This window comes from Streptomyces sp. NPDC048506, assembly GCF_040651315.1.
Classification (GTDB): domain Bacteria; phylum Actinomycetota; class Actinomycetes; order Streptomycetales; family Streptomycetaceae; genus Streptomyces.
Genome location: NZ_JBEZIX010000024.1, coordinates 1 through 26,233 on the forward strand (window position 1 = coordinate 1; position 26,233 = coordinate 26,233).

A 26,233-nucleotide genomic window follows, 5' to 3' on the forward strand; every position below is an offset into this window, starting at 1 on the left:
TCACCGGCGCCACCATGGGCGTGGCCGTACTGACCTCGCTCGCCGACGGCCGCACCGCCGCGCTCACCCATGCCACCCCCTCGGCAGCCGCGGTCGGCGGCTACGCATACGCCTTCGCCCTCGCCGCCGTCGCGTTTCTGCTCACCGCAGCGCTCGTGGCCGCGGGACTGCGCTCCCGCAGGGACGGCCGGCACCGTAAGTGACACGTTGCGGCCCCTGCAACGATTACGCCGCAACATTTGACCGAACGTTCTCGTTTGCGTCGAGGAACTCCGCCGGCCGGGACCGGTGCTGCCCACCGTTCGCGCACTGATCGAGCGGTACGCGGAGGAGTCCGCGGCCGACAACCGTGGCTGCATGGTGGTGAATACGGCGGTCGAGCCGGCGGGCCGGGACGTCGCTGCGGCGCGCGTGGTCGAGCGGAGCTGGACCACGCTGGAGGCATCACTCCACGTCGCACTCGCACGGGACCGGGCGCAAGGCGAGATCGACGCCGACCTGCTGCCATGGCGCTGCTCGGCTCGGTCTTCTCCGAGCCTGCCCGGCGCGACCGTGCTGTCGCGGTGTGGGGCGTGCTGGCCAGTACGGGTGCCACGCTTGGCACCGTGCTGTCCGGAGTGGTCGTCACATGGGTCTCCTGGCGGTGGCTGTTCGCTGTCCCCGCCGTGATCGCGGTAGTTGCCGCATGGGCCGCACCCCGGCTGATGCCGCCCGACGCACCGTCAGAACGGAGCGGGATCGACGGATCGCCCGTGCGACCGCGCTGGCTTTCGCCCGGGAGGGGGCAACCGTGGTTCTCGCCGGCCCCCAAGACGACTCCCTCACCAGGGCGGTGAAGGAGATCGAGGCCGGCGGCGGGGCCATCGTCAACGTGGCCTCCGACATCGGCGCCCATGGCCGCCGCCCCGGCCTGGCCGCTTAACCCAAGGACGGCATGTCGGGGTGGGCGAGTCCGTTTTGGTAGGCGATGACCACGAGTTGGGCGCGGTCTCGTGCGTCGAGCTTGGTCATTGCGCGGTTCACGTGGGTTTTGGCGGTGAGCGGGGTGATGAAGAGCCGTTCGGCGATCTCGTCGTTGGACAGGCCCGCGGCGACGAGGGTGACGACTTCGCGCTCGCGGGGGGAGAGGGTGGCCAGTCCCGGCGGCACGTTGCGGCCGGGCGGTGTCGGCTGGGCCAGGAAGCGGGTGATCAGTGCTTTGGTCGCGGCCGGTGAGAGCAGGGATTCGCCTGCGGCGACCACGCGGATGGCGTCGAGCAGTTCGTCGGGGTTGATGCCTTTGCCGAGGAAGCCGCTGGCTCCGGCGCGTAGTGCCTCCGCGACGTATTCGTCGTTTTCGAAGGTGGTCAGTACGAGGACCTTCACGCCCGCGAGGTGGGGGTCCTGGCTGATGAGCCGGGTGGCGGCGAGGCCGTCGAGGTCGGGCATCCGGATGTCCATCAGGATCAGGTCGACGCGGTGGCTGCGGGCCAGTTCCACGGCCTCCCGGCCCGTTGCCGCTTCGGCGACCACTTCCAGGTCGGCGGCCGAGTCGATGAGGATCCGGAAGGTGCCGCGCAGCAGCGCCTGATCGTCGGCGAGGAGGACACGGATGGTCATGGTCGGCCCTTTCGGCGGGCGTGCAGGGGAAGTTCTGCGGCGATGCGGAAGCCGCCTCCGGGCCGTGGTCCGGCGGTGAGGGCGCCGCCTGCGGCCTTGGCCCGCTCACGCATTCCGATCATTCCGTGGCCGGTTCCGGTGCCGTGGGTACCGGCGGGGCCGACGACCGGTCCGCCTTCCCGACTGTTCTCCAGGAGGCCGTCGTCTTCGATGGTCAGGTGCAGGGCGTCGGTGCGGTAGTCCAGGTGGAGCCGGGCCGTTACGGGGCCGGCGTGCTTACGGGTGTTGGTGAGGGCTTCCTGGATGATCCGGTAGGCCGTCAGGTCGGTGATCGGCGGCAGTTCGTCCGCCGACCCGGTGCGCTCAAGGGCGACGGTCAGGCCGGTGTGGTGGAAGGAGTCCAGCAGAGCGTCGAGGTCGACCAGGCCCGGTGCGGGCTCGCGGGGTATTTCGGGAGCGTCGTTGTGGCGGAGCAGTCCGACGGTCGCGCGTAGTTCGTCCAGTGCCGATCGGCTGGTGTCCCGGATGCGTTCGAGTGCCTGGTAGGCGTGGTCGGGGTCGGTGCGCATCAGGTGGTGGGCGACGCCTGCCTGGGCGTTGACCAAGGTGATGTGGTGGGCGATGACGTCGTGCAGTTCGCGGGCGATGCGCAGGCGCTCTTCGGTGACGCGTTGGCGGGCCTCTTCCTCTTTGGTGCGTTCGGCCCGTTCGGCTCGCTCTATGGCGGAGGAGAGGAGTTTGCGGCGGCTGCGGACGGCGTCTCCGCTGGCTGCGGCCAGGCACAACCCGGCGATCTGGGCGACGTTTTGCCATAGGTCCGCCAGGCCTGGTCGGGAGATCTGCGAGGTGGCGACGAGCGCTGCGACGGCGCACGCAAGGACGCGCCAGGCCGTGCGGCGGTCGGTACGGGTCGCCACCGTGTAGAGCGCGAACGCCGTGGCGGCGAAGGACGGGCCGGGGATCGGCAGGAGGAATATCAGGGTGATGTTCACCGCCAGCGTGGCCGCCACCACGCGGACCGGCCAGCGGCTGCGGACGAGCAGCGGCAGGCAGGAGAGTGCCAGCCCACCGACGGACCAGGTGATCGAGGTCTGGAGGTGGTACGCGGTGGCGAAGGCCACCGGCGCGGCCAGGGCGAAGCAGCCGACCGCGACAGCCGGGTCGACCATCTGCGGCTGGGCCCACAGTCCCGGCCGGAGATGGTTGAGCATGTGCACTCCTTGACTCTAGGCGCCGACTTCCGGAAGGACCAGGGAGGATGCCGGTGTGGTCGTTCGCGCTCCGCAGGGCCTCGCGGACCCCGCCGAGGGACGGTCCGCGAGGCCCAGGGGCAGCGGTGGGCTGTCGCGCGGTTGCCGCCTACCAGGTCACCGGCAGTTCGCGGACGCCGTAGACGAGCATGTCGTTGCGGAACGGCAGCTCTTCGACGGGTACGGCGAGCCGCAGGTGCGGGAACCGGGAGAACAGGCTGACCAGCATGATCTCCAGCTCGACGCGCGCCAGGTTCTGCCCGAGGCAGGCGTGCGGGCCGTGGCCGAACGCGACGTGCTGGACGGGGGCACGGTCGAGGTCCAGCTGCTCGGCGTGGGGGCACAGCTCGGGGTCGAGGTTCGCGGCGGCCATGCTCACCGCGACCCACTCGCCGGCGTGGATCTGCTGCCCGCCGATCTCCACGTCCTCCACGGCGCGGCGGATGAGCGCCCCACTGGAGTTGCCGCTGAGACGGCGCATGATTTCCTCGACTGCCTGGGTCGCCTTCTCCGGGTGGGCGGTGAATTTCGCCAGCTGTTCCGGCTGCTGGAGCAGCGTGATGATCGCCATTCCGGAGAAGTTCGCGGTCGTCTCGTGGCCGGCGACCAGCAGCCCGACGCACAGCGTCGTCATCTCCGCGCGGCTGAGATCGGGCTGCCGGTGCAGCAGACGGCTGATCAGGTCGTCACGGGGCTCGGTCAGCCTGGCGTCGAACACCGCCGCAAGGATCTCGCTGAGCCGTTCGAAGGACTGCCGCACCTCGTCGGCCGTCGCGGTCAATCCCAAGGAGGTGGAGGCCGCTTCCTGGAAAGCCTGCCGGTACTCGTAGGACACACCGAGCAGCTCCGCGATCACCAGCGACGGCACGGGCAGGGTGAAGGCGCTCACCAGGTCCACCGGCGCGGGTCGGGCCGCCACGGCGTCGAGGTGTTCGTCGACGATCTGCTGGATGCGCGGCCGGAGCCCGGCGATGCGCTTGACCATGAACTCCGCGGTCAGCTTGCGGCGGTAGTGCTGGTGCTCTTTTCCGTCGGCGCGGTTGAACGCGCCAGGGATGTTCATCGGCGGCCGGGAGACCTTCCGCAGCTGCGGTTCGATCTCGTCCTTGCGGCTGCTGAACTGCTCAGGGGCACCGGTCACCGCGCAGAAGTGCTCGTAGTTCGCGGCCAGCCAGGCGTCGATGCCGTTGGGGAAGCGGACCTTGCGTACCGGTTCCTCCCGCCGCAGGCGGGACAACTCGCGCACCGGCCCGAGTACGTGGTCGCGTTCGCGGGGAAAGGGGATGGATTCATGCACGGGACAAGTCATGGGAAGCTCCCTGCTGCCGGGATGGGCGGTGCTGTCGGTGTTCCGTAGGTGTCACGGTGACGTGTGGTTCAGACGGCCGTGAGTTCGGTGAGGCGGCCCCGGTACGCACGCAGGGCGCGTGCGCTGTTCCAGCCGAGGGCGCCGACCACGCGGCCGCCCGCGTGGTAGAGCGCGACGAACCTGCGGGTGTGCGGGTCGCCGTCGACCACTTCGACGTCTGCCCCGGCGGGGCACCAGCCGTGGAGCTGGATCTTGGCGTCGTACTGGTCGGTCCACCCGAACGGGATCGGTGTGTAGGGCGTGGCGCCCGCCGGACCCGCCAGGAGGTTCTTGGCGGCGGTGATGGCCTGTTGGGTGGCGTTGGTGCGCTGTTCCAGGCGGACCCGTCCGCCGGTGGCGGGGTGTGGCCAGTTGGCGACGTCCCCCGCCGCGTACACCCCGGGCGCGGCCTGGCAGTAGATGTCGCACCGCACCCCGTCGCCCAGCGGGATCCCGCAGTCGGTCAGCCAGTCGGTGGCCGGTACCGAGCCGATCGCGACGACGACCACATCGGCGGGAAGCCGGGTGTCGTCGTCCAGTGCCACGGTCGTGACGCGGCCGTTCTCGCCCAGGATGCCGGTGACGGTACGGCCCATACACAGGCGCACCCCGTGCTCGCGGTGCATCGTGCCCACCAACTCCCCCACCCGGGACCCGACTTGGCGCGCGAGCGGGGTGGCTTCGACGTCGACGAGCGTGACGTCCAGGCCGAGTCCGCGTGCGGTGGCGGCGATCTCACTGCCGAGGAACCCGGCACCGATCACCACCACGCGCGGCCCGCCCAGCAACTGTGCACGGAGCGTCACGGTGTCGTCCAGGGTGCGCAGCACGTGCACACCGGCCAGGTCATGGCCGAAGGGCAGGTGGCGGGGGCGTAGTCCGGTGGCGATGACCAGACCGTCGTAGGGCAGCCGGTCACCGCTGTCCAGAGTGACGGTGCGTGCCACCGGATCCAGCCCGGTTGCCCGGCACCCCAACTTCAGTGCCAGTCCCAGCCGTTGGATGTCGGTGTCCTGGCGCAGCGTGGCCTTGTGCGGTTCCCAGTCGCCGGCCAGGACTTGTTTGGACAGCGGTGGGCGGTCATACGGGGGGCGCAGCTCCTCGCCGACCATGGTCAGCGCGCCGGTGAAGCCCTCGCGGCGCAGGGTGTCGGCCGCGGTCAGGCCCGCGGCCGACGCGCCCACCACGACGATGCGGTCCATGACGCCCACTACTTCACGACCTCGATGGCCAGCGTGGGGCAGCGGGCGGCGGCATCCTCGACCTGGGCCAGCAGCTCGTGCGGCGGGGCAGCGTTGAGCAGGACGACCATGCCGTCTGCGTCCCGCTGGTCGAAGACGGCCTCGGCGGCCAGCACGCACTGTCCGGCGCCTACGCACTTCTCCTCGTCAATGACGATCTTCATCGGGATTCTCCTGTCGTCTGGTGTGTTGCGGTGGCTCGTCGCGGTGGCGTTCGCCCAGCAGGTCACGGGCGACTCGTGGACGTCGTAACGCCGGGTGTCCGCTCCAAGGAGTGGGGCACTTCGGCGTTCGGGGAGAGGTGGGTTGCGCAACGGTGCGTGCCGACGGTGCGCCGGTATACCTGCCACCCCAGCAGCGCGCCGAGCGCGAGGACGATCGGCCCGAAGACATGAACCGTGCCGAGGGCAACGGCCTGACCGGACAAGAACAGCGGAAGTTCGACAGACAGCGTCAGCACCTGCCCGGCGAGCATCACCAGGTTGCCCCTGGTGAAAGCCCGGCGGCGCACCGCGCAGCGGCGCCACCTGCTCCGCTCGCCCGTGATGAGCCCCGCCGCCAACCCCAACGGTGGCCATCCGAGCACCAGCAGCACCGGCGTCACCACGACCATCACGCCGTTCACCGTCAGCTCCGGCAGGAAGAAGTTCGTGGCCTGACCGGAGCGCGCGGCCAGCACACCCTGCACACAGACGAAGCCGAGGGCCACCAGTGCACCTCGCTTGGGCTCGCCACGTACCACCCGGTAAACGCAGACCCCAATCCCCAGCGTGGCCGCGAGCGCCAGCGCCACGGTGAGTCGATGTGTGAGGCCGAAGCTGATGGTGAAGGCCAAGACAGGCATGACCTCGACCGCCGTCTTGCGCAGTCGCTGGCGCACCGCGGTGTGAACGGCGTCCTCGCCATCGGTTTGAGGATGTGCGGCAGGTTCCACGGATGCTCCAGACTCCTCAACAGGCGGTGCTCATCTCGCTCCTTGCGACACCGTCCAGCGTGCCGTTTGGCGCCGAGGCCGTCGTCGTGCATCCGCAGACGCTTCACCTGCCACATCGGCGGTACGACGTCGGCGGCACCTACCACGAACGCAGACACCGGCCTCATACGAACGGGACGCCTCCCGCCCTTCCTCCGCCCGGCCGACCCCGTACGGAATCGAACCCGCGCCCCGGTTGTGCACGCTCGGTAAGTGACCGTGATCCCGCACTGTCCGCACATGCCGATGTGCTTCGGCTGCCTCCTATACGACATTCACGTCGCTGAATCACTCTGTGTGGCGGCTGATTAACGGCCCTCAAGGGCTGGCGGACTTCGCGCGGCGCGGAAATTATTGGCGGATGCCCCACGTCCAGGGCCGATCCGTGCTATTCAGCCCCGGGGCCGCACCACCCCGGCGCCTTCCCGAGCCGGGGCAGCACCACCGCTCCACCACGCGCCGCCCGTTCACGTATCTGCACATCGGTCCGCGGCGTTCGGCGAGTCCGTGCCCGCGCTCCGGCCCACGAACCTCGGAGGGACCCTATGAGAAGACCCCTGCTGCCGGCGATGCTCGTCGGGGCACTGTTACTCGGAGCGCTCGGCGCGCCCGGAGCAGCCGCGTCGACGGCCCCGCCCCCCGCACCCGCGGCGGTCGGCGAGCCGAAAGCCCTCATCGATTCGTGGCGTCCGCCGCTCAGCACCCGGGGCCGCTACATCGTCGACGCCGACGGCAACCGCTTCAAGCTCAAGTCGGCCAACTGGCAGGGCGCACAGGGCTCCTGGAACGGATCCGGAGACATCACCGACCCGGCGAACCACCACGACGGCGAGAAGTCCGACCAGATGCCGCTCGGCCTGGACCGCGCTCCGATACCGAAGATCCTCGCCGGATTCCAGGAACTCGGCATCAACAGCATCCGGCTGCCGTTCTCGAACGAGATGCTGCACGACAAGCGCCCCGTCCCGGACTCATCAGTCGCCGCCAACCCGCAACTGCGCGGCAAAACCCCGCTCCAGGTCCTCGACGCGGTGGTGTCCGCCACCACCGCGGAAGGCTTCGCGGTGGTGCTCAACAACCACACCAACACGTCGCGTTTCTGCTGCGGCCTGGACGGCAACGAACGCTGGAACACCAGTCAGTCCACCGCTCAGTGGGAGGACGACTGGATCTCGCTCGCCCGCCGCTACAAGGACAATAAGCGCGTCGTCGGAGCGGACCTCTACAACGAGGTCCGCCGGACCGTCACCGACGACGCCAACTGGAACTGGGGCGACAGCCACGACTGGTGGGCCGCCTCCCAACACCTCGGCGACCGTCTGCTCACGGAGGCCAATCCCGATCTGCTGGTGGTCGTCGAGGGCATCAACTGGCAAGGGATCCCGGCCGACGGGCTGTTCCACTGGCGGCCGACGCTCGAACCGGTACGCACTCTGTCGCACACCCTCGTCGCCTCGAACAAGCTGGTGTACTCGGCGCACTTCTACGGCTACACCGGACCGAACCACACCGGCGCGACCGGAATGGGCGAGACCCACGACCCGCGCTACCAGGAACTCTCCCGCGAGGATCTGTTCGCGACCCTGCAACGCCAGGCGTTCTACGTCACCGAGGCCGGACGCCACTACACCGCGCCTCTGTGGATCAGCGAGTTCGGCATCGGCAGGGATGAGACGAACCCGCAGGCGCGAGCCTGGTTCGGCAATTTCGTGGACTACCTGATCGCCCAGGACACCGACTTCGCCTACTGGCCCCTGATCGGATGGGCCGGCCACGGAACCTGGTCGCTGATCGACTTCGACACCGCCGGACGGCGTTCCGGCATCCTGGACGGCGGTGACTGGCGCACGGCCGACTGGAAGCGTCTGGTGGCCGCGCCGCAGAAGACGGGGCAGATCGCCGTCTCCGACACCTGGGACATGCTGAACCTCGACCACGCCGACGCGGTCCAGTCGGCGCGGGTACGGACACAAGCGGACTGGGACCCGGGAGCACGCAAGGGGGTCTGCCCCGACGGGCAGCGCCTCATCGGCCTGGCACACCGCGACGGGCGTGGCCTGTGCACCGACGCCGGAGCCGCCGGGCTCGCCGGGACCGACCCGGTGCTGAGCGTCGTGCACGACGAACGCCATGTCCAGCAAGGCGACTGGGCGCGTGGCTACACCAAGTACCAGTGCGGGCTGGGCCAGTTCATGACCGGCTACAGCGTGCGCGGCCAGGCGGTCTCGGGCGTGCTGTGCGCCGAGGCGAGCAGTGCACTCAGCACGGACGGCCGTACGGTCTGGTTCGACCGCGGCGACGACCGCCCGGCCGGGGGCCCGGGCGGGGAGTTCGCGCAGGGCATCTATAAGGGCCAGTGCCGAACCGACGAGTTCGCGGCTGGAATCGCCTTCACCAACGCGTGGGCCAAGGGCGGGACACCGGACGCCCTGCTGTGCCGCAAGCTCTGACGGACGCCGCCCGGAGGGCGATCCGGGCACCTCGGACCCGCTTCACCCGGAAGACGGAGGACCGGCTGCGGTCCGGTCACCGGCGTGAGGCGGGTCGAGGACCTCGTGGGCTCCATAAGCCCGGGCGTCTCGTGGTGGCGTTCGGCGCTCTCGCCTTCGGCACCGTGCGACTGAACCCGTCCCCGCAGCACAGACGTTGAGATCTGTTTCATCGTGTGCGACCTGGCTGGATCAACGCTTTGATTACCTACCGGCATTGACTGTTTATGTTGTTTTTGGTTCGCTTGCCCGCGCACCGCGTCAGACATCGGATCCGCCGCACCGACTACTCCACCGACGAACCCGCCTGGGCCGAAGTGGGCACGGCCACCCTGCCGAAGGTGACGGCCACTCAGGACATGAGCGTGTTCATCAACCCTCGCAGCACGGGCACCCGTGATGAAGCCAACCGCATCGGCTTCGCACAGAGCTGAGGTCCGCAGCGGAGCGGTCCTCCCGGCCGTGCTGCTCCCGCCGCTCGAACGTACCCGGGTCCCCGGCTCACCGGCCGGAATCCACCCGGACCCCTGACTCCCTGCTGGAGGCCCCCATGCGTGTGCTCTCCCGTCTGCTGTTCGCCGTATCCCTCATGCTCTCCCTGCTCGGCATCCCCCTGCTCACCGCAGGCCCCGCCCAGGCCCTGGACGACCAGCTGGCCCTGACCCCGCCGATGGGCTGGAACAGCTGGAACACCTTCGGCTGCAACGCAACCGAGCAAATCGTCAAGGACACCGCCGACTTCATGGCATCCAGCGGCATGCGCGACGCCGGCTACCAGTACCTCACCATCGATGACTGCTGGATGGAACGGTCCCGCGACTCCGGAGGCCGCCTCGTCCCTGATGCACAGAAGTACCCCCACGGCCTGGCGGAACTCGCCACCTATGTGCATGGCAAAGGCCTGAAGTTCGGCGTCTACGAGAGCCCGACCTACCACACGTGTCAGGGCTTCCCCGGAAGTCTTGGCTATGAGCAGCAGGACGCGGATACCTTCGCCTCGTGGGGCGTGGACTTCCTCAAATACGACAACTGCACGGCCAGCGACCCCTCCCAGCGGCCCGGCGACGAAAAGCTGCCGCTGGAGACCCGGGACGGCATCATGCGCGACGCCCTCAAGCGAACCGGCCGTCCGATCGTCTTCAGCCTCTCGCTCCAGCCCGCAGCCCAGGGCGAGTCTCCCTGGGAGTGGGGCAAGAGCGTGGCCAACATGTGGCGCATCGACGGGGATCGGGACGCCTCCTTCGACGGCCTCAAACGACTCATCCACACCGACTTGGACAAGGCGAAGTGGGCCGGTCCCGGCGGATGGAACGACATCGACATGCTGGGGACCGGCAACTACGCTTTTGCGTCGGGTTCCAACGACCCCAACAAGCGCCTGACGTACGACCAGGAGAAGTCCGAGCTCTCGGTCGCCGCAGTGCTCGCAGCCCCACTGATCTCGGGTGCCGACCTGCGCACCCCCGCGGCCGCCGGCGGTTCCGGCTTCCCCATCAGCGAACAAGACCTGAGCGTCTACCTCAACAAGGACGTCATCGCCGTCAATCAGGACAGCCGTGGCGAACAGGGCACGGCGATCACCACCGAGAACGGCCTGAACGTGCTGCGTCGCCCCCTGGCCAACGGCGACGTCGCCGTGGCCCTGTTCAACGAAACGTCCTCCCAGGCCGTCATCTCCACCACCGCGGCGGCCGCCGGCCTCCCGGCGAGCAGCGCCGGCTACAACCTCAACGACCTGTGGGCGCACACCAGCCACGTCAGCACCGACGGCACCATCAGCGCCACCGTTCCGGCCGGCGGCACCGTGCTCTACCGCGCGAGCCCGCGGCCCCCCGCCACGGGGCCGGCAAATGAGCTCGTCTCCATGTCGTCCGGTCGCTGCCTGGGCGCCATGAACGGCAGTCCGTCTTCAGGCACTTCGGTGGCGATCCAGCCCTGCGACGGCAGCGCAGGTCGGAAGTGGCTACTCAACCCCGACGACACCATCACGGCGTTGTCGCAGGGCGGCCCACGCCTCTCTGTGACGGGAGGCAACGTTCCGCAAGAAAACAAGGACGGCACCACCGTCGAGGTCCACAGCCGCAACGGCGGTGCGAACCACCGAGGCACAGATCCAGCACCTGATCAGTCCGCTTGGCGACATGACCGACCGGCTTCAAGCCGCCGATCCTGAAGACGAAGCTCCGCTGTACGCCGACTTCGGGCTTGAGCTGGAGTACTACACACATCAGCGGATCGCGACCATCCGGTCACGATCCGCTGACATGTGCATATTCGAGTGTCCGAGGGGGGACTTGAACCCCCACGCCCGATAAAGGGCACTAGCACCTCAAGCTAGCGCGTCTGCCATTCCGCCACCCGGACTAGGTGTGATCTTCGCGGGGTGTTCCCCGCGGCGACATGGACAACAATACCAAGGTTTCAGAGTGCCTTTCACCTGCGTATCCGCGCGAGGCATAAGCTCAGGTTATGGGCAATAGGGTACAAATCGCTCATTCGATGGGGCCGCGCAGGCCAAGGGCGCTGTCGCCGCTGCGGGAGCATCTGCGGGACACGTTCTGGTTCGCGCCGACGGTGGGGCTGCTGGGGGCGGTGCTGCTGTGGTGGGTGGCGTCGACGGTGGCGCTGCTGGGGGCCGGCGGGAGCCCCTGGTGCGGCACCGCGCGCTCCTGGCGGAGGCGGTGGAGCGCGCGGCACCGATGGCGGTGGACCGGCGGTTCGCCGCGTCCCCCGACCGGCAGGGGATCGGGTGGCGGCCGGACGGCTCGGCGGCGGTTCGGGCTACGGCGGCTGTGGCGGTCCGGCGGCTACGACGTCGGCTGCTACGACGGTTCGGCTGTTACGACGGTTCGGCCATTACGGCATCAGGTGGTAGTCGGGGAAGTTGCCCGGCAGGCGTTCGGCGGACGGGCCCTCGGTCACCGCGCGGACGAGCAGTTCGCCGCCGACGAAGGCGCCGCTCCAGGAATTACCGAAGCCGCCGAAGAGCTCGTCGCGGTCGCCGCGGGAGCGGGGTTTGCCGTGGCCGACCTTGAAGGCCCGGATCTGGGGGGCCAGTCGGGCGTAGGTCTCCGGGTCGTCGGTGGAGAGCGTGGCGACCAGGGCACCGTTGCTGGCGTTCATGGCGGCGAGCAGCTCGGCCTCGGTGTCGACGAGGACGATGGTGTCGACGGGGCCGAAGGGCTCGGCGTGGTGGAGAGGCGAGGAGGGGGGTGGGGCCAGGAGGGTGGTCGGGGGGAGGTAGGCGGAGGTGTCCTGGTCGGGGAGGAAGTGGCCGTCGGCGAGGGTGCCGCGGTGGAGCGGGACGGCGCCGCGGGAGACGGCCTCCGCGGTGAGGTCGGCGAGTTCCTTGGCCTTGGCGGCGTTGATCAGGGGGCCGAAGTCGAGTTCGGGGAGCGGGGCGGCGGGGTCGGGGACGGCCAGCGGGTGGCCGAAGCGGACGCTGCGTACCGCCGGGAGATAGGCGGCGAGGAAGTCGGCGAAGGCATCACGTTGGACGACGAACCGCGGGTAGGCGGTGCAGCGCTGCTTGGCGTAGTCGAAGGTCTTGCGGAGCAGGGGCGTGAGGGACGCCCAGTCGCTGTGGTTCCAGATGCCCCAGGTGTTGAGGCCCTCCTGTTCGAGGATGTGCCGCTTGCCGAGGTCGGCCACGGCGGTGGCGACCCGGGCGCCGGTGTCCCGGCCGCCGACGAAGGAGACACAGCCGATCTCCGGCGAGCGGACCAGGGCGGGCGAGAGCTCCCCGCCGCTGCCGCTGACGAGCGTGGCGGGGACACCCTCGCGGGCCGCCAGGGCGCAGGCCAGGGTGAGGCAGACCAGACCGCCGTCGGTCGGGGTCTTGGCGATCACCGCGTTGCCGGCCAGGGCCTGCACGAGCATCGCGTGGATCAGCACCGACATGGGGTAGTTCCAGCTGGCGATGTTGCTGACCGGGCCGGGCAGCGGGGTGCGGCCGACGAGCATCCGGTCGATCTCCTCGACGTACCAGCGGACGCCGTCGATGGCGCGGTCGACATCGGCCTGGGCCAGCTTCCAGGGCTTGCCGATCTCCCAGACGAGGAGCAGGGCGAGCAGTTCACGGTGCTCGGTGAGGGCGTCGAGGGTGGCGCTGATCCGTGCCTTGCGCTCGGCGAGCGGGAGCTGACCCCAGGCGCGGTGCTGGTCGAGGGAGGCGCGTACGGCGTGCCGGGCGGCGTCCGCGTCGAGGCGGGGCGGGCCGGCGATCGGGGTGCCGTCGACCGGGCTGGTGGCGGGCAGCGGATCGCCGTCCACGTGCCAGCCGGCGGCCCAGAGGTTGAGGGCCTGGTCGTCGCGGAACGCCTCGGGGGCGGCGGCCAGGCTGCGCTGCCAGGCGTCCTGCCAGGACGTACCGGGCTTGAGGGTGAGGGTCGAGGTGGTTTCGGGGGTGGTGGCCATCGTGTGTCTCCGCTCTCGGTGCACGGCCGGAGGGGCAGGGTGTGGCGACTCGGGCGGCTCCTTGCGGTGCCGTTACCGGACGGTAGTGGGCCGGGTGGCACGGCGGGACCGTCCGGCGTCAGGTATGGCGAGTGTCACTCTTCGTGGGCGGGACGACCACCTGGGTGAGGCCGACCGGACGGCGCGACGTCCGGAGGGTGCGGTGTTCGGACAGTGCGGTGTTCCAGACAGTGCGGGGTTCCAGACGGTGCGGTATTCGGGCGGTGCAGCGTTCGCACGGTGCGGGTGCTCCAGGACGAGCCATGTCGTCGCGGAGCGGATGGCCGGGTTCGACGAGGATCGCCCGGCCGCGCTCGGCGTGAGCAGCGGGCAGCGGGCAGCGGGCAGCGGGCAGCGGGCAGCGGGCAGCGGCGGGAAACGCCCCGGCGGCGCGCGTCACGACGGCACACACGTCCCCGGGACGCGCTCCCGTGACACACGCCCCGGTGGCATGCACCCCAACGAGAACGCACCTCGGCACCACGCACCCCTGCCGCCCCGTCGGCCGTCTCCGCGTTCGGCGAGCGCCAACACGCCGCCCTTGCCGAGGACTTCACCTGCCGGAGGCTCGAACCGGTCGGCACCCAGCCCTTGGCCGGAACGCCAACGCCCCAACACCCCAACACCTACTGGACATCGGCCATGCGATGAGAGATAACGGGGCCATACAGTATTCGTCGACTGTATGCAATTCGGATCTCTCGGGACCGGGACTCCGGTCGATCCCCCATGAAGGGAAGCGATGCGCCATGCCCGACGACGCCCAGGACCTCATCTCCGGTGGGCACTTGGTCGCCAAGGCACTCAAGGCGGAAGGGGTGGACCGCATCTACACCCTCTGTGGCGGCCACATCATCGACATCTACGACGGCTGCGTCGACGAGGGCATCGAGGTGGTGGACGTACGCCACGAGCAGGTGGCCGCCCATGCCGCGGACGGCTACGCCCGGATCACCGGTAGGCCCGGTTGTGCGGTGGTCACCGCGGGGCCCGGTACCACCGACGCGGTCACCGGCGTCGCCAACGCCCTCCGCGCCGAGTCGCCGATGCTCCTGATCGGCGGTCAGGGCGCCTGCACCCAGCACAAGATGGGGTCGCTTCAGGACCTGCCGCACGTCGACATGATGACGCCGATCACCAAGTTCGCCGCCACCGTGCCGGACACCGCGCGCGTCGCCGACATGGTGTCGATGGCGTTCCGCGAGTGCTACCACGGCGCACCCGGCCCCTCCTTCCTCGAGATCCCGCGCGACGTGCTGGACGCCAAGGTGCCGGCGCGGACGGCCCGGGTGCCGAAGACCGGGCACTACCGCGCCTCGACCAGATCGGCCGGCGACCCGGCGGCCGTCGAGCGCCTCGCCGACCTCCTCGTGCACGCCGAGAAACCGGCGATCCTGCTCGGCAGCCAGGTCTGGACGACCCGCGGCACGGAAGCCGCCGTCGAGCTGGTGCGCACACTCAACGTCCCGGCGTATATGAACGGGGCCGGGCGCGGCACCCTGCCGCCCGGGGACCCGCACCACTTCCAGCTGTCGCGGCGGCACGCCTTCGCCCACGCCGACGTCATCGTGATCGTCGGCACGCCCTTCGACTTCCGCATGGGGTACGGCAAGCGGCTCTCACCCGACGCCACCGTCGTCCAGATCGATCTGGACTACCGGACGGTGGGCAAGAACCGGGACGTCGACCTGGGGATCGTCGGGGATGCCGGGCTCGTTCTGACGTCGGTCACCGAGGCCGCGTCCGGCCGGATCGACCCGGGCAGCGCGCGCCGCAAGGAGTGGCTGGACGAACTGCGCGCCGTCGAACAGACCGCGGTCGGGAAGCGGCTGCCGCACCTGCGGTCCGACGCCTCCCCCATCCACCCGTACCGCCTGGTCAGCGAGATCAACGACTTCCTCACCGAGGACTCGCTCTACATCGGCGACGGCGGCGACATCGTCACCTTCTCCGGGCAGGTCGTCCAGCCCAAGGCGCCCGGCCACTGGATGGACCCCGGCCCGCTCGGCACACTCGGCGTGGGCGTCCCCTTCGCCCTCGCGGCCAAGCAGGCCCGCCCCGACAAGGAGGTGGTCGCCCTCTTCGGCGACGGGGCCTTCTCCCTGACCGGCTGGGACTTCGAGACGCTGGTCCGCTACGACCTGCCGTTCGTCGGCATCGTCGGCAACAACTCCTCGATGAACCAGATCCGTTACGGCCAGAAGGCCAAGTACGGCGCGGAGCGCGAGCGGGTCGGCAACACCCTCGGCGACGTCGACTACGACAGGTTCGCGCAGCTGCTGGGCGGTCACGGCGAAGCGGTCCGGGACCCCGCCGACATCGGGCCCGCGCTGCGCCGGGCCCGCGAGTCCGGGAAGCCCTCGCTGATCAACGTATGGATCGACCCGGACGCCTACGCCCCCGGAACCATGAACCAGACCATGTACAAGTGAGGAGCGCACGGCCATGACCAAGGCCCTCGACGGCATCCGCGTCCTCGACATGACGCATGTACAGTCCGGCCCGTCCGCCACCCAACTGCTCGCCTGGCTCGGCGCGGACGTCATCAAGCTGGAGGCGACCACCGGTGACATCACGCGCACCCAGCTGCGCGACATCCCGGACGTCGACTCCCTCTACTTCACGATGCTCAACTGCAACAAGCGGAGCATCACCCTCAACACCAAGACCGAGCGCGGCAAGGAGCTGCTGACCGAGCTGATCCGACGCAGCGACGTCCTGGTGGAGAACTTCGGCCCGGGCGCGGTGGACCGCATGGGCTTCGCCTGGGACCGCATCCAGGAGATCAACCCACGGCTCGTCTACGCCTCGATCAAGGGCTTCGGCGACGGCCCGTACACCGACCTCAAGGCGTACGAGGTGGTGGCGCAGGCGATGGGCGGCTCGATGGCGACGACCGGCTTCGAGGACGGCCCGCCGCTGGCGACCGGCGCACAGATCGGCGACTCGGGCACCGGGGTGCACTGCGTCGCCGGCATCCTCGCCGCGCTCTACCAGCGCACCACCACCGGACGCGGCCAGCGGGTCGACGTCGCCATGCAGCACGCGGTGCTGAACCTGTGCCGGGTCAAGCTGCGCGACCAACAGCGGCTGGCGCACGGCCCGTTGGCGGAGTACCCGAACGAGCAGTTCGGCGCCGAGGTGCCGCGCAGCGGCAACGCCAGCGGCGGCGGACAGCCCGGGTGGGCGGTGCGGTGTGCGCCCGGCGGACCCAACGACTACGTCTATGTGATCGTGCAGCCGGTCGGCTGGCGACCGCTGACGGCACTGATCGGGCGGCCCGAACTGGCCGACGACCCCGAATGGGCGTCGCCGGAGGCCCGGCTGCCCAAGCTCGCCAAGGTGTTCCAGCTGATCGAGGAGTGGAGCGGCACGCTGCCGAAGTGGGAGGTGCTGGAGCGGCTGAACGCCCATGGCATCCCCTGTGGGCCGATCCTCTCGACGAAGGAGATCGTCGAGGACGCCTCGCTGGCGGCCAACGGGATGGTCGTCCGGGTCGAGCACCCCGAGCGCGGCGCCTTCACCACCGTCGGGTCGCCGTTGAAGCTGTCCGACTCCCCCGTCGAGATCGAACGGTCGCCGCTGCTGGGCGAGCACAACGAAGAGGTGTACAGGGAAGAACTGGGGCTCGACGACGAGGAACTACAGCTCCTGAAGGCGAACGGGGTCATCTGATGCCGGTCCGGACGGCAGCGACCGTACGGGATGTGGCGCCGCCCACCCCGTGGTGCGTGCGTACCGGGTTCAGCCGGCGGTGGTCTCCCCCGGCCGGGCGGGCTCCCCGCACTGTCCCTGTGTGCGGTCGGCGATCGCGCGGTGGTGGCGGACCACCTCGTCGATGATGAAGTTGAGGAACTTCTCGGCGAACGCGGGGTCCAGCCGGGCGTCCTCGGCCAGCCGGCGCAGCCGCGCGATCTGCGCCGCCTCCCGGGCCGGATCGGCGGGCGGCAGGCTGTGCCGGGCCTTGAGCTCGCCGACCTGCTGGGTGCACTTGAAGCGCTCGGCGAGCAGATGCACCAGTGCGGCGTCGAGGTTGTCGATGCTGCTGCGCAGATGGAGCAGCCGCTCGCGGGCCGCCTCGTCCGCGACGGAGGCCGCTTCACGGGCCGCCGGTGCTGTCCCTTCGCTCATGTGCCACTCGCCATTCGTGCTCGTCAGATGATCGAGTGCACACTACCCGGCCGGGAGCCGGTGGCCCGGTCCGGTCTCGCGGACCGGACACCCCCGCGTGGGCCCGCGGCGAGGGCGGCGCCGACGACGGCCAGCGCGCCGGGGACGCTGCCGAAGGCGACGACGGAGCAGGCGCCGGTGCGCAGGGTTCGGCCCGGATGCGGGCGGTACGGGCGATACGCCCGGTGGCAGGCTCCCCCACAGAACCCGCCACCGGGCCGCTCATCGTGGGCCACGCCGGGCGCCCGACCGCGGCCGGCCCCGGGCCGGTATGTCGTCTTGGCCCTGGCTCAGGCCCCTACCCATGTCGACGCCGATCCATCCGTCCATCGCTTGATCCGATCGGCGCGCGCCGTGCCGTACCCGTCGCGCCGGGCCTCAGGCGGTCTCGCGCGCCCGCTCGTGGTACGTACGGCGGGTGTGCTCGGTGTGGGCGCGCATGACGGAGGTGGCGCGCTCCTCGTCGCGGTCGGTGATCGCCGCGATCAGCTCGCGGTGCTCGGTCCAGGACTGCTCGCCGCGCTGTCGGGCGACCGGGGTGTAGTACCAGCGCACCCGCCGTTCCACCTGGGCGGCCAGCTCGGCGAGCACGGCATTGCCGGCCAACGCCATCACCTTGGCGTGGAAGGCGGCGTTGGTCGAAACCGCGGCCTCCACGTCGTCGTCCCGCACCGCGCGCTCGCCCGTGGCGCACAGCTCCGCCAGCTCCGCGATCCCCGCCGAGCCGGCGTTCGCCGCGGCGAGCCGTGCCGCCTCGGCCTCCAGGAGGGTGCGGACCGTCAGCAGCTGATCGGCCTCCTCCTCGGTCGGTTCGTGGACGAAGGCCCCCTGCGCCGGGCGCAGGTCCACCCAGCCGTCGGTGTTGAGCCGCTGCAACGCCTCACGCACCGGCTGCCGGGAGACGCCGAGGTGGCCCGCGAGTTCGCTCTCGACCAGGTGCTGGCCGGGGCGCAGGGCACGGGTGGTGATCAGTTCGAGCAGCGCTTCGTAGACGCGCTCGCGCAGCGGGCCGGGGCGTTCGAGCTTCGGCACGGCTCCCTTCGGCAGCCCTGTGGACAGCATCGAGATCCCCCTCTGTGGACGCGTACGGAAACCCGGCAGGACGAAGATTGGCTATCGTCTACAGTCTACCGAGCGCACTCCACAGCACTCCGCGCCCCGTGATGACGTGACTCACGGACCCGACCCCCACACCCCCAACTCCTGGGACAATGGCGCCGGTTGATCCGGGCCGAGCGACCGTCGGCCTCGGGCGGGAGAGCGGAGGGGCCGGATGCAGGGCAGCAGGGGCACGGGCAGCGTCTCGATCGAGGGAGCCGATGTCGCCGTCGTCGGCGGCAGCATCGCCGGCTGCGCCGCGGCGCTCGCCGCCCATCGTGCCGGCGCCGGCCGGATCACCGTCCACGAGCGCACCGCCGGCCAACTGGCGGACCGCGGCGTCGGCCTCGCGGTGCACAACGACCGCTACGCCGAGCTGACGGCCGCCGGGTACATGGACGCGGCGATGCCCTGGGTGCAACTGACCACCCGCCGCTGGTACGTCCGCGACGGTGCCGCCCCGCTCGGCCGGCAGATCGCGGCCCTGCCCTTCCCGTTCCGCTCGTACTGCTGGGGCCCGCTCTGGCGGGAGTTACACAGCCGGCTGCCCGCCGGCACGGTGTTCCGCTCCGGGGTGACGGTCCGCGCGGTCAGCAACACCCCGGACGGCGCCCGACTGCACCTCGCCGACAGCACCGGCAACAGCACCGGCACCGGCACCGGCGGGGCGCGCTTCGACCTGGTCATCGGCGCCGACGGCTACCGCTCGGTGGTCCGCGCCGCGGCGTTCCCCGACATCCGCCCCAGCTACGCCGGCTACCTCGCCTGGCGCGGTACGGTCCCCGCCGACCGGTTGGCGGCGCTCGACGTCCCTGGCCTCCCGGCGGACCCCTGGCCGGAGGAGGACTGCGTCTACGGCGTCTTCCCGGGCGGTCACGTCATCATCTACCGGATCCCGGACGGGAACGGCGGCCGCCGCGTCAACTGGGTGTTGTACACCACCCCGCCCGCCGGCCTCGATCTGGCGCTGGACACCCCCACCAGCCTTCCGCCGGGCACCGTCACCGAGGCCCTGCACCGCCATCTCGACCACGTCACCGGCGAGTTGCTCCCCCCTTACTGGGGCGGCATATTGCGGCTGACGCCCCCTCAAGAAGTCTTCATCCAGCCGATGTACGACTTCACCGCACCGCGCTACACCACCGGCCGACTGCTGCTCGTGGGCGATGCGGCCACCGTCGTCCGCCCGCACACCGGCGCCGGCGCGGTCAAGGCGCTCCAGGACGCCGCCGCCCTGGAGGTCGCCCTGCGTGCGGTGCCCGAGCGGCCGGACGCGCTCGCGGCGTACGGCACGGAGCGCGGGGCGACCGGCTGGACGATGGTCGAGCTGGGGCGGCGGCTGGGTCGGTTCCTCGTCCAGCAGACCCCGGACTGGCGGACGTTGGACCAGGGCGGGGTGGAGGCCATCTGGTCGGCCGCCGACGGGTCGGGGGCGTTCGGCGGGCGCGCGCTACAGAACTGACGGGTCGACGGGCCGGCTCGGCAGGCGCGTCCGGCACGCCTCCTCGCACGGCCCCCGCCATGCCCACTGCCGCGGTCACGCACCACCGTGACCGCCGTCGCCGTGATCACCACCAGCATGCCCGCCGTCACCGTGACCGCTACCACCATGCCCGCCGTCGCCGTGATCGCCGTCGAGCACGACGCTCCACGACCGGCTCGGTGTGCGCCTGCTGCGGAGCGGGCCGCAAGCGCACCCTGGGCGTACCGGACAATGAGACCGTGAAGGCCACCTCGTCGCACGACGACCCGGTGGCCCACGACAACCTGTGCATCGGGGCCGCTGTGGCCACCGGCACGTTCAACAGCGCTTCATTCACCACGTGGGACTGATCAGGACATGGGACGAGTCACGGAACGACGCAAGGTGATCCGCATCCGGGACGGAGCGGTCTCCGCCCGCCCGGACACGCTCGTCGCCGAGGAACCGCTGGAGATCCGGCTGAACGGCAAGCCGCTGGCGATCACGATGCGCACGCCCGGTGACGACTTCGCGCTCGCCGCGGGGTTCCTGGTCAGCGAGGGCGTGCTGGGCACGGCCGAGGAGCTGCGGAACATCCTCTACTGTGCCGGGGCCACGGCGGACGGGGTCAATACGTACAACGTGGTGGACGTGAAGACCGCCCCGGGCCTCGCGATGCCGGACTTCACCCTGGAGCGCAACGTCTACACGACGTCGTCGTGCGGGCTGTGCGGCAAGGCCAGCCTGGACGCGGTGCGCACCACCGCGCGCTGGCCGCTGGACGCCTCCCCCGACACCCCGGTCCGCATCGAGCTCGCGACGCTCACCGCCCTCCCCGACCGGCTGCGGGCCGCCCAGCAGGTCTTCGAGCGGACCGGGGGCCTGCATGCCGCCGCGCTCTTCACCACGGACGGGGAGCTGCTCGACGTCCGGGAGGACGTCGGGCGGCACAACGCGGTCGACAAGATCGTCGGCCGGGCGCTCCAGCAGGGGCGGCTACCGCTCTCGTCGGCGGTGCTGATGGTCTCCGGGCGGGCATCGTTCGAGCTGGCGCAGAAGGCGGTGATGGCCGGCATACCGATGCTGGCCGCGGTCTCCGCGCCGTCCTCGCTCGCCGTCGACCTGGCCCGGGAGACCGGACTGACCCTGGTCGGGTTCCTGCGCGGCTCCTCGATGAACGTCTACGCGGGCGAACACCGGATCGTCCTGCCCGCGGCGGCCGCCACGAGCTGATGCGCACGACGGCCGGCCCCGTCGCGGACCCGCCCGCGCGCCGCTCACTCCCCCGCGCGTTCCTCCTCCGGCAGCGCGATCCGGGTCAGCAGGGCGATCAGCTGCTTGCGCTCCGTGGGCGTCAGGGCCGCGGTCAGCTCCGCGTTGGCGCGGTCGCCGAGCTGCTCGGTACGGCGTAGCCGCTGCCTGCCGTCGGCCGAGATCCCGACGGCGTTCTTGCGTCTGTCCTTGGGATCGGGGGCGCGGGTGACCAGCCCGTCCTTCTGTAGGTCGTTGACGATCGCGACGATGTCCTTGGGGTCGATGCCCAGGGTGCGGCCGAGCTCCGCCTGGGAGACCGGGCCGAGTTCGGCGACCGCCGACAGCACGGCGTGGTGCATCATCCGCATGCCCTCGGCGGCGAGGGCCTCGGCGACGAGGCGGTGACCGCGGGCGGCGGCGCGGCCCAACAGCCAGCTGGGGAGCGCGCGGATACGGCTGGGGGCGTAAGGGGTGTCGGCCATGCGGTCACGGTACCGAAGAAGCCATTGGTCTCACCAACGAAAATCTTCCGAAAACCATTGGCTCACCCAATGGTTTCTGGTTATCGTTGGGGCAACCAATGAAACCGCGACCGGGCCGGTCCTCATCGACCGGCTCCGCAAGGAGGTGCGTCGACCCATGCGCCGCGTCCGATTCCACACCTACGGCGGCCCCGAAGTCCTGCGCGTCGAGGAGGCCGAGCCGCCGGTGCCCGGCCCCGGTGAACTCCTGGTGCGCACCGAGGCGATCGGCGTCACGCTGCCGTGCGTCCGCCGGGTGCGCGGCGACGGCAAGGGCGGCGGCGATCCGCTGCCGGCCACGCCCGGCGGGGAGATCGCCGGCGAGGTCGTGGCGACCGGCCCGGACGTCAGCGGCTTCGCCGTCGGCGACCGCGTCACCTCGCTCACCCTCACCGGCTCGTACACCGAACTCGCCCTGGCGCCCGCCTTCCTGGCCAGCCGGATACCGGACGGGGCGAGCGCCGTGGACGCGGTGGCGCTGGTGCGCAGCGGCCATGTGGCGCTCGCCGCGCTCAGCACCGCCGCACCGCAGGGCGCCGAGTCCGTGCTGATCACCGGCGCGGCCAGCGGCACCGGACACCTCGCCGTCCAACTGGCCAAGCTCCAGGGGGTGCCGCGGGTGGTGGCCGCGGTCGGCTCGGCCGCCAAGGCGGAGTTCCTCCGCGGGCTGGGCGCCGATGAGGTGGTGACATACGACCAGGAGTCCTGGGGCGAGCCGGTCGACGTGGTCCTGGACGGCGTCGGCGGGGAGCTGCTGCCGCGTGCGCTGGCCGCCCTGGCGGAGGGCGGGCGGCTGATCTTCTTCAACTCCGGCGGCGGGACGGTCCCCGCGTTCGATCTGCTGGCGGGCTCCAAGACCATCACCGGGCTGACGATGCGGCGGTTCACCACCCACCACCGGGAGCGCTACGAACAGCACCACGGGCAGCTGTGGGAGCTGGCCGGGTCCGGGCTCCTGCGGGCCGTGGTGCACGCCGAACTCCCGCTGGCCCAGGCCGCGCAGGCGCACGAGATCATCGAAGCGCGGGCCAACCTCGGCAAGGTGGTGCTACGGCCGTGACACCCGGCCGGCGCTCCCCGCTCTCCCGGCCCTTCCGGCTCTCCCGGCTCTCCCCGCTCTCCCGGCCCCTCTGACTCTCCCAGCCCCTCAGGCTCTCCCGGCTCTGCGCCTGCGGGCCGGGAGAGTGAATTCCGGCCGTGGGACGGAGAACCGAGACGGGCTCCTTGTCGCGGTCCGCAGGCGGCAGTAGCTTCCGTCAGGGATGCTCATAGGACGTTGGATGTCCTGATGACCCGACCGCCGATCCCTCGAAGGGCAGGCCGGACCATGACGTCAGTTCTCCGCGCACACCCCAGCTCCCGCCGTCCCAGACCCCGGCGGCACCGGGCCGCCGTCCTTCTCGCCGCACTGACCTCCACCGCCCTCGGGCTGCTGCCGACCGCCCCCGCACACGCCGCACCCGACGGAGGGTCGGCCACCCCCACGGCGGCCACGGCACCGCCCCCCGCCGGCGGATTCGAACAGCAGGTGCTCTTCAAGGCCTCCCAGGAGCAGGGCTACTTCTGCTTCCGGATACCGGCCGTCGTCGAGACCGTGCGCGGCACCCTGCTCGCCTTCGCCGAGGGCCGGCGGCACGACTGCGGCGACTCCGGCGACATCGACCTCGTCCTCAAGCGCTCCACCGACGGCGGTCGGACCTGGGGCCCGCTCCAGGTCGTCAACCACGGTGACGGAGACACCCACGGCAACCCCGCCCCCATCGTGGACCGCCGCACCGGTCGCGTCGTGCTCGCCGAGACCTACAACAAGGGCCGCACCGACGGCCTCAGCTGCGACGTCCCCTGCGACCGGACCCCGCACCTCCAGGTCAGTGACGACGACGGCGCGACCTGGTCCCCGCCCCGCGACCTGACGCCCGGCATCCGCCCCCCGCAGTGGAATTCGTGGTACGCGACCGGGCCCGTGCACGGCATCCAGCTCGCCCACGGACACCACGCCGGCCGGCTGGTCTTCGGCATAAACTCCGAGAGCTACGCGGACAACCGGGTCACCGCCAACCACGCCGCGCTGGTCCACAGCGACGACGGCGGCGCCACCTGGAAGGTCGGTGCGCTGGACACCTGGCCCATCGCCGCCGACGGACTCTTCCGCCAGAAGCCCTCGGAGATGACGCTCCTGGAGCGCTCGGACGGCTCCGTCTACGTCAACGGCCGCGAGCAGGACGGCACCGACCTGGGCCATCGCACCGCGGCGGTCAGCCGCGACGGCGGCGACTCCTTCGCCGCGCCGTTCCGCGCCCTGCCCGACCTGTACAGCCCGATGGTGCAGGCATCGGCGCTCCGCCTGCCGCACTCGCCCGCCGCCGACGGCCGCAGCCGCACCCTGTTCGCCGCGCCCGCCGACCCCGACCGGCGCCGGACCATGGCCATCCGCTCCTCCTGGGACGAGGGGCGCACCTGGGAGGGCGTCGACCGTGGCGCCCGGGTCACCACCGACTGGTCCGGCTACTCGGACCTGGTCGCGATCTCCCCCGAGGTCACCGGCCTGATGTACGAGGCCGGCGCGGTCGACGCCCGGGACGAGATCCGGTTCGTCCGCTTCACCGAGGACTGGCTCGGCCCGCGCCGCGGCCCGGACCCCACGACCCGGGACACCGCACCCGGCGCCCGACCGGCCCTCGTCCTGGGCGGCCCGAGCCCGACCGACGGCCGCTTCGGCAAGGCCCTCGCCTTCGACGGCGCGGACGACGCGGTGCGCCTGCCGTTCCGCACCTCCCTCCCGCTGGGCGGCCACGACTTCACTTGGAGCCTCTGGTTCCGCTATGCGGCCACGACCGGTGAACAGCCGCTGCTGTGGATGGGTGGTGTGGGCACCAGGTCCCCGCAGGTCGCGCTGGAGGGCGACCCCAGGAACGGCCGGATCATCGCCCGCCTCACCGCCGTCGACGGCGCCGCGCCGCCCACCACCGTCCAGGCCTCGACCGCCGGGGCGTACAACGACGGCGCCTGGCACCATCTGGCGCTGCGCCGTACCGGTGGCCGGCTGCTGCTCACCGTGGACGGCGCCGAGACCACCGTGGTCGCCGACGCTCCCGGTTCGGTCAGCCGGGGCTCGGTCTTCGGCGTCCACCTCGGCCAGCGGCCGGACGGCCGCGCCCAGTTCACCGGGGCGCTGGACGAGGTCCGCGTCTACCGGCGGGCCCTGACGGACGCCGAGTTGAGCCGCGTACGGACGGACGACGGGTCGGTGGACGCGCCGATGGTGCTGGGGCTGTCGCTGGACCGGGTCAGCCGCCCGGGCCGGTAGCCGCACCGGCGGTGGCCGCGGCGGGAGCCTGCTCCCGCCGCGGCTGCGGCTCCGCCCGTGCCGCGTACCGCTTCGCCAGCACGGCGCACACCATCAACTGCATCTGGTGGAACAGCATCAGCGGCAGCACCATGAGGCCGGCCTGGGCGCCGAAGAGCACGCTGGCCATGGGGAGTCCGGCGGCCAGGCTCTTCTTGGAGCCGGCGAAGCTGATCGCGATCCGGTCCTCCCGGCGGAAGCCGAGCCGCTTCGAGCCGTACGAGGTGGCCGTCAGCATCACCGCGAGCAGCGCTGCCTCCACGCCCAGCAGGCACAGCAGCCGCAGCGGGGAGACCTGGTGCCAGATGCCCTGGACCATGCCGGCGCTGAAGGCGGTGTAGACGACGAGGAGTATCGAGCCGCGGTCCACGAAGCCGAGGGCTTTCTTGTGGCGGGTGAGGAACCCGCCCGTCCAGCGGCGCAGCAACTGCCCGGCGAGGAACGGGAGCAGCAGCTGGCAGACGATCGAGAGCAGCGCGTCGGCCGAGAAGCCGCCACCGTCGCCGTGCAGCACCAGCCCGGCCAGCAGCGGGGTGATCACGATGCCGACGAGGCTGGAGAACGAGCCGGCGCAGATCGCCGCGGCGACGTTGCCGCGGGCGATGGAGGTGAAGGCGATCGAGGACTGGATCGTCGAGGGCACCAGGCACAGGAACAGCAGGCCGGTGTAGAGGGTGGGCGGCAGGACGGCGGGAACCAGCGCCCGGGCCGCCAGTCCGAGCACCGGGAAGACGGCGAAGGTGCAGGCCAGGACGGTGAGGTGGAGCCGCCAGTGGCGCAGTCCGGCCGTCACCTCGCGGGTGGAGAGCCGGGCGCCGTAGAGGAAGAAGAGCAGGGCCACGGCGCCGGTGGCGGCGCCGTCGGCGACGGTGGCGGCCGGTCCGCGGGCCGGCAGCAGTGCAGCCAGCGCGACGGTACCGACGAGGGCGAGGAGGTAACCGTCCACGGGGAGCCAGGAGGGCAGCGGGAGCAGGGGGCGGCGCATGGTCTCTCTTCGGTCGGCGGCTCGCGGGCGTGGCGTGGACGG

At 71.0% G+C, this 26,233-nt stretch carries 23 protein-coding genes, 1 tRNA gene and 2 pseudogenes; 13 read left to right on the forward strand and 13 right to left on the reverse strand.

Features of this window, described 5'->3' with window-relative positions; genetic code table 11:
• The 3 genes and pseudogenes from AB0C96_RS20400 to AB0C96_RS20410 form a co-directional block, all read left to right on the forward strand.
• Window positions 1-203, forward strand: a pseudogene (locus tag AB0C96_RS20400) (MFS transporter); the annotation flags it as partial.
• A gap of 303 nt (window positions 204-506) precedes the next feature.
• Entirely contained in the window at window positions 507-836 is a 330-nt protein-coding gene (locus AB0C96_RS20405; RefSeq protein ID WP_362919075.1) for an MFS transporter, read from the forward strand.
• The gene (locus AB0C96_RS20410; protein WP_362919188.1) at window positions 791-922 is read left to right on the forward strand and encodes a hypothetical protein; all 132 of its coding nucleotides are present in this window, start codon (window positions 791-793) and stop codon (window positions 920-922) included. Before AB0C96_RS20405 ends, AB0C96_RS20410 begins: the two co-directional genes overlap by 46 nt.
• Here the strand turns inward: AB0C96_RS20410 and AB0C96_RS20415 are convergent.
• From AB0C96_RS20415 to AB0C96_RS20440, 6 genes are all read right to left on the reverse strand, one after another.
• A complete protein-coding gene (locus AB0C96_RS20415; protein ID WP_362919076.1) occupies window positions 919-1,599 on the reverse strand; it encodes a response regulator transcription factor in 681 nt (226 codons plus the stop codon). The genes AB0C96_RS20410 and AB0C96_RS20415 overlap by 4 nt on opposite strands.
• Window positions 1,596-2,810 carry a histidine kinase gene (locus AB0C96_RS20420; RefSeq protein ID WP_362919077.1) on the reverse strand — a complete coding sequence of 405 codons (1,215 nt, stop codon included), beginning with the start codon at window positions 2,808-2,810 and terminating at the stop codon, window positions 1,596-1,598. Before AB0C96_RS20420 ends, AB0C96_RS20415 begins: the two co-directional genes overlap by 4 nt.
• A gap of 148 nt (window positions 2,811-2,958) precedes the next feature.
• Window positions 2,959-4,158 (reverse strand): cytochrome P450, encoded by a 1,200-nt coding sequence (locus AB0C96_RS20425; protein WP_362919078.1) that lies wholly within the window; start codon window positions 4,156-4,158, stop codon window positions 2,959-2,961.
• A 68-nt stretch (window positions 4,159-4,226) separates the two neighbouring features.
• A complete protein-coding gene (locus AB0C96_RS20430) occupies window positions 4,227-5,399 on the reverse strand; it encodes an FAD/NAD(P)-binding oxidoreductase (protein ID WP_362919079.1) in 1,173 nt (390 codons plus the stop codon).
• 8 nt (window positions 5,400-5,407) lie between these two features.
• On the reverse strand, window positions 5,408-5,602 hold the full coding sequence (locus AB0C96_RS20435; RefSeq protein ID WP_362919080.1) for a ferredoxin: 195 nt from the start codon (window positions 5,600-5,602) through the stop codon (window positions 5,408-5,410).
• Between the two features lie 62 nt (window positions 5,603-5,664).
• Window positions 5,665-6,372 carry a DUF3159 domain-containing protein gene (locus AB0C96_RS20440; protein ID WP_362919081.1) on the reverse strand — a complete coding sequence of 236 codons (708 nt, stop codon included), beginning with the start codon at window positions 6,370-6,372 and terminating at the stop codon, window positions 5,665-5,667.
• Between the two features lie 584 nt (window positions 6,373-6,956).
• Between AB0C96_RS20440 and AB0C96_RS20445 the strand changes: the two genes are divergently transcribed.
• The 3 genes from AB0C96_RS20445 (at window position 6,957) to AB0C96_RS20455 (ending at window position 11,073) form a co-directional block, all read left to right on the forward strand.
• Window positions 6,957-8,861, forward strand: coding sequence for a cellulase family glycosylhydrolase (locus AB0C96_RS20445; RefSeq protein WP_362919082.1), 1,905 nt, complete (start codon window positions 6,957-6,959; stop codon window positions 8,859-8,861).
• A gap of 284 nt (window positions 8,862-9,145) precedes the next feature.
• Window positions 9,146-9,334: a hypothetical protein gene (locus AB0C96_RS20450; protein ID WP_362919083.1), complete on the forward strand. Its 189-nt coding sequence runs from the start codon at window positions 9,146-9,148 to the stop codon at window positions 9,332-9,334.
• A gap of 116 nt (window positions 9,335-9,450) precedes the next feature.
• Complete coding sequence (locus AB0C96_RS20455) at window positions 9,451-11,073, forward strand: alpha-galactosidase (RefSeq protein ID WP_362919084.1); 1,623 nt, start codon at window positions 9,451-9,453, stop codon at window positions 11,071-11,073.
• Window positions 11,074-11,179: 106 nt separating this feature from the next.
• On the opposite strand, the gene AB0C96_RS20460 is transcribed toward AB0C96_RS20455, so the two are convergent.
• The 3 genes from AB0C96_RS20460 to AB0C96_RS20470 all read right to left on the reverse strand — a co-directional run bounded on the left by AB0C96_RS20460 (window position 11,180) and on the right by AB0C96_RS20470 (window position 13,316).
• Window positions 11,180-11,264, reverse strand: a tRNA-Leu gene (locus tag AB0C96_RS20460).
• 128 nt (window positions 11,265-11,392) lie between these two features.
• On the reverse strand, window positions 11,393-11,560 hold the full coding sequence (locus AB0C96_RS20465; RefSeq protein ID WP_362919190.1) for a hypothetical protein: 168 nt from the start codon (window positions 11,558-11,560) through the stop codon (window positions 11,393-11,395).
• Between the two features lie 196 nt (window positions 11,561-11,756).
• A complete protein-coding gene (locus tag AB0C96_RS20470; RefSeq protein ID WP_362919085.1) occupies window positions 11,757-13,316 on the reverse strand; it encodes an aldehyde dehydrogenase family protein in 1,560 nt (519 codons plus the stop codon).
• Window positions 13,317-14,104: 788 nt separating this feature from the next.
• On the opposite strand from AB0C96_RS20470, the gene AB0C96_RS20475 reads away from it, so the two are divergent.
• Both AB0C96_RS20475 and frc read left to right on the forward strand, forming a co-directional pair.
• Window positions 14,105-15,787: a thiamine pyrophosphate-binding protein gene (locus AB0C96_RS20475; protein WP_362919086.1), complete on the forward strand. Its 1,683-nt coding sequence runs from the start codon at window positions 14,105-14,107 to the stop codon at window positions 15,785-15,787.
• Between the two features lie 13 nt (window positions 15,788-15,800).
• A complete protein-coding gene (frc, locus tag AB0C96_RS20480) occupies window positions 15,801-17,030 on the forward strand; it encodes a formyl-CoA transferase (protein WP_362919087.1) in 1,230 nt (409 codons plus the stop codon).
• A gap of 69 nt (window positions 17,031-17,099) precedes the next feature.
• Here frc and AB0C96_RS20485 read toward each other — a convergent pair whose 3' ends face one another.
• Window positions 17,100-17,486, reverse strand: a complete 387-nt coding sequence (locus AB0C96_RS20485; RefSeq protein ID WP_362919088.1) for a chorismate mutase — start codon at window positions 17,484-17,486, stop codon at window positions 17,100-17,102.
• Window positions 17,487-17,903: 417 nt separating this feature from the next.
• Window positions 17,904-18,587: a GntR family transcriptional regulator gene (locus AB0C96_RS20490; RefSeq protein WP_362919089.1), complete on the reverse strand. Its 684-nt coding sequence runs from the start codon at window positions 18,585-18,587 to the stop codon at window positions 17,904-17,906.
• Between the two features lie 211 nt (window positions 18,588-18,798).
• Here AB0C96_RS20490 and AB0C96_RS20495 point away from each other — a divergent pair, with 211 nt between their 5' ends.
• From AB0C96_RS20495 to fdhD, 3 genes and pseudogenes are all read left to right on the forward strand, one after another.
• Entirely contained in the window at window positions 18,799-20,085 is a 1,287-nt protein-coding gene (locus AB0C96_RS20495) for an FAD-dependent monooxygenase (RefSeq protein WP_362919090.1), read from the forward strand.
• Window positions 20,086-20,270: 185 nt separating this feature from the next.
• Window positions 20,271-20,494: pseudogene (locus tag AB0C96_RS20500) on the forward strand (hypothetical protein); the annotation flags it as partial.
• Entirely contained in the window at window positions 20,464-21,318 is an 855-nt protein-coding gene (fdhD, locus tag AB0C96_RS20505; RefSeq protein ID WP_362919091.1) for a formate dehydrogenase accessory sulfurtransferase FdhD, read from the forward strand. The pseudogene AB0C96_RS20500 and the gene fdhD, both read left to right, overlap by 31 nt.
• A 44-nt stretch (window positions 21,319-21,362) precedes the next feature.
• Here fdhD and AB0C96_RS20510 read toward each other — a convergent pair whose 3' ends face one another.
• Window positions 21,363-21,821, reverse strand: a complete 459-nt coding sequence (locus tag AB0C96_RS20510) for a MarR family winged helix-turn-helix transcriptional regulator (RefSeq protein WP_362919092.1) — start codon at window positions 21,819-21,821, stop codon at window positions 21,363-21,365.
• Between the two features lie 157 nt (window positions 21,822-21,978).
• Here AB0C96_RS20510 and AB0C96_RS20515 point away from each other — a divergent pair, with 157 nt between their 5' ends.
• Both AB0C96_RS20515 and AB0C96_RS20520 read left to right on the forward strand, forming a co-directional pair.
• Window positions 21,979-22,920: a zinc-binding dehydrogenase gene (locus AB0C96_RS20515; RefSeq protein WP_362919093.1), complete on the forward strand. Its 942-nt coding sequence runs from the start codon at window positions 21,979-21,981 to the stop codon at window positions 22,918-22,920.
• 267 nt (window positions 22,921-23,187) lie between these two features.
• A complete protein-coding gene (locus AB0C96_RS20520; RefSeq protein WP_362919094.1) occupies window positions 23,188-25,167 on the forward strand; it encodes a sialidase family protein in 1,980 nt (659 codons plus the stop codon).
• On the opposite strand, the gene AB0C96_RS20525 is transcribed toward AB0C96_RS20520, so the two are convergent.
• Window positions 25,148-26,191, reverse strand: a complete 1,044-nt coding sequence (locus AB0C96_RS20525; protein ID WP_362919095.1) for a bile acid:sodium symporter family protein — start codon at window positions 26,189-26,191, stop codon at window positions 25,148-25,150. The two genes, AB0C96_RS20520 and AB0C96_RS20525, sit on opposite strands and share 20 nt — an antisense overlap.
• Window positions 26,192-26,233 lie beyond the last annotated feature (42 nt).

What these genes read in the sequence shown, in the direction of transcription:
- AB0C96_RS20510 (WP_362919092.1), bottom strand. Translation starts at nt 21,821, where the DNA reads ATGGCCGACACCCCTTACGCCCCCAGCCGTATCCGCGCGCTCCCCAGC.
- AB0C96_RS20445 (WP_362919082.1), top strand. Translation starts at nt 6,957, where the DNA reads ATGAGAAGACCCCTGCTGCCGGCGATGCTCGTCGGGGCACTGTTACTC.
- AB0C96_RS20495 (WP_362919090.1), top strand. Translation starts at nt 18,799, where the DNA reads ATGCAGGGCAGCAGGGGCACGGGCAGCGTCTCGATCGAGGGAGCCGAT.
- frc (WP_362919087.1), top strand. Translation starts at nt 15,801, where the DNA reads ATGACCAAGGCCCTCGACGGCATCCGCGTCCTCGACATGACGCATGTA.
- AB0C96_RS20490 (WP_362919089.1), bottom strand. Translation starts at nt 18,587, where the DNA reads ATGCTGTCCACAGGGCTGCCGAAGGGAGCCGTGCCGAAGCTCGAACGC.
- AB0C96_RS20525 (WP_362919095.1), bottom strand. Translation starts at nt 26,191, where the DNA reads ATGCGCCGCCCCCTGCTCCCGCTGCCCTCCTGGCTCCCCGTGGACGGT.
- AB0C96_RS20415 (WP_362919076.1), bottom strand. Translation starts at nt 1,599, where the DNA reads ATGACCATCCGTGTCCTCCTCGCCGACGATCAGGCGCTGCTGCGCGGC.
- AB0C96_RS20435 (WP_362919080.1), bottom strand. Translation starts at nt 5,602, where the DNA reads ATGAAGATCGTCATTGACGAGGAGAAGTGCGTAGGCGCCGGACAGTGC.
- fdhD (WP_362919091.1), top strand. Translation starts at nt 20,464, where the DNA reads ATGGGACGAGTCACGGAACGACGCAAGGTGATCCGCATCCGGGACGGA.
- AB0C96_RS20455 (WP_362919084.1), top strand. Translation starts at nt 9,451, where the DNA reads ATGCGTGTGCTCTCCCGTCTGCTGTTCGCCGTATCCCTCATGCTCTCC.
- AB0C96_RS20515 (WP_362919093.1), top strand. Translation starts at nt 21,979, where the DNA reads ATGCGCCGCGTCCGATTCCACACCTACGGCGGCCCCGAAGTCCTGCGC.
- AB0C96_RS20420 (WP_362919077.1), bottom strand. Translation starts at nt 2,810, where the DNA reads ATGCTCAACCATCTCCGGCCGGGACTGTGGGCCCAGCCGCAGATGGTC.
- AB0C96_RS20430 (WP_362919079.1), bottom strand. Translation starts at nt 5,399, where the DNA reads ATGGACCGCATCGTCGTGGTGGGCGCGTCGGCCGCGGGCCTGACCGCG.
- AB0C96_RS20405 (WP_362919075.1), top strand. Translation starts at nt 507, where the DNA reads ATGGCGCTGCTCGGCTCGGTCTTCTCCGAGCCTGCCCGGCGCGACCGT.
- AB0C96_RS20425 (WP_362919078.1), bottom strand. Translation starts at nt 4,158, where the DNA reads ATGACTTGTCCCGTGCATGAATCCATCCCCTTTCCCCGCGAACGCGAC.
- AB0C96_RS20475 (WP_362919086.1), top strand. Translation starts at nt 14,105, where the DNA reads ATGCCCGACGACGCCCAGGACCTCATCTCCGGTGGGCACTTGGTCGCC.
- AB0C96_RS20520 (WP_362919094.1), top strand. Translation starts at nt 23,188, where the DNA reads ATGACGTCAGTTCTCCGCGCACACCCCAGCTCCCGCCGTCCCAGACCC.
- AB0C96_RS20485 (WP_362919088.1), bottom strand. Translation starts at nt 17,486, where the DNA reads ATGAGCGAAGGGACAGCACCGGCGGCCCGTGAAGCGGCCTCCGTCGCG.
- AB0C96_RS20470 (WP_362919085.1), bottom strand. Translation starts at nt 13,316, where the DNA reads ATGGCCACCACCCCCGAAACCACCTCGACCCTCACCCTCAAGCCCGGT.